Genomic DNA, 1,435 nt, shown 5'->3' with positions numbered 1-1,435 from the left:
GTAGTGGCGTGTCTGCGGGTGGTTGACTTCGTGCATGCCGATGGCGTCGGCATCGTGGTTGATGGCCGCGTCCACGGGCCGGCCGATGGCCTGCTCGATGCCGGTGGATGCGCCGCCGCCGCCGGCAAACAGGTCGATCACCAGCTTGGCCGCGAGGGGCAGGAGAAATTGAGGGGTGAGCATGCGGTTCCTCAGAATGAGAAAAGCCCGCGTTGTGCGGGCTCTGGGTTTGTGTTTACTCGCACAGGCCGTAGGCCGATGCGCAGGCAGTGGGTTCGTCCAGGCCGGCCAGAAGGTCGTACTGCCGTCCGCCGCGCGTGGTCTTGGCCCACTCGATGCGGGACCAGACGTTGAGGTCGGCGAAGACCCGGCGCCGGTCGGGCGCTGAATGCGCGTCGGCGAAGAAGGTTGAGAAGCCGCGCTTGCTGCACTGGCCCACCAAGTGCTCCCAGTCGCTGATGCGCTGGAGGTGTTCGGGCCAGCGCCTGGAGATCTGCTGCAGCTCGTCCTTGCGGCAGTTGATGCATGGCATGCAGCCGACGCGACTGGCGCCCTGCAAGTAGAGCGGGTTCGGCTGGATCCGCCGCGCTGCACAAAAGGCGAAGACATCGGCGGTCGTCCACGCCACCAGAGGGCGAAAGGCCCGCAGGCCTGGCCCAATGCGCTCGGCCAGCTTGGTTTGGCGCCGTGCTTCGGACTCGTCGCGGCGCACGCCCTGCCAGCTGATGACGCGATGCCCTTGCTCCTGCAGGCCCAGCTGGAACTCGATCGCGATGTTCCGCTTCAGTTCCTCCGTACAGAACTGGGCCTTCCTGCTGGGAAAGCGGCCCTTGAGCATGCACAGGTCGAGGAATGGATTGCCGGACGGGTGCAGAGCCGCCAGGGCGCGGCGCTTCGCCTTGTTGGACCAGCGCACCTTGCGCCCGCGCCTGTCTCGCCGGGTGCGGCAGTCGCGGGCGATGAACATGCGGCGCACCGCAAAGCGCTCGGTGAAGTCGGCACGCAGCCGGGTGATGGTCAAGCCCAGGGCCTGCTCCAGATAGGCCAGGTAGTCATAGACGGCCTGGTGCTCGTTGCCGGTGTCGCAGAAGATCGGGACCACGCTGCCTGGTGGGCAGCGCTCCAGGGCGAGCAGCAGCACGGCTGTGCTGTCCTTGCCGCCGGATACTGAAATGACGTGCTTTGTCGCCATGGGGCGGGTTCCTCGGGACGAAAAAAAACCAGCTCGCTGGCTGGCTTTGGAAGTTGGAGGGGAGGTATCAGGACAGCGCCCATGCGCTGTGCTCATGCCTCTTGGATTTGGGTGTAAAAAAACCGGCTGGGGGCCGGTTTTGATCAGTCAGTGTCGAGTTGCGGTATCAGGTCCTGAAGCTTTTGCAGAGCAAGCTCTCCAGGGCGGGAGCCGATCCCCTCCAGCACTTCGGCGTCATCTACC

At 65.2% G+C, this 1,435-nt stretch carries 1 protein-coding gene and 1 pseudogene; both read right to left on the bottom strand.

What is annotated here, in order from left to right; genetic code table 11:
* A pseudogene (locus tag L995_RS04815) lies at nt 1–183 on the bottom strand (DNA cytosine methyltransferase); the annotation flags it as partial.
* A gap of 52 nt (nt 184–235) precedes the next feature.
* Complete coding sequence (locus tag L995_RS04810; RefSeq protein WP_047469675.1) at nt 236–1,192, bottom strand: phosphoadenosine phosphosulfate reductase domain-containing protein; 957 nt, start codon at nt 1,190–1,192, stop codon at nt 236–238.
* Nucleotides 1,193–1,435: the final 243 nt, after the last annotated feature.

The organism is Delftia sp. ZNC0008, from assembly GCF_000799035.1.
Lineage (GTDB): Bacteria > Pseudomonadota > Gammaproteobacteria > Burkholderiales > Burkholderiaceae_C > Comamonas > Comamonas tsuruhatensis.
Note: the sequence above shows the minus strand (reverse complement) of the source record. Positions and strands in the feature narration are given on the sequence as shown.

Bases quoted from the DNA above. Each gene is read 5' to 3' on its own strand.
- L995_RS04810 (WP_047469675.1), bottom strand. From the start codon at position 1,192: ATGGCGACAAAGCACGTCATTTCAGTATCCGGCGGCAAGGACAGCACA.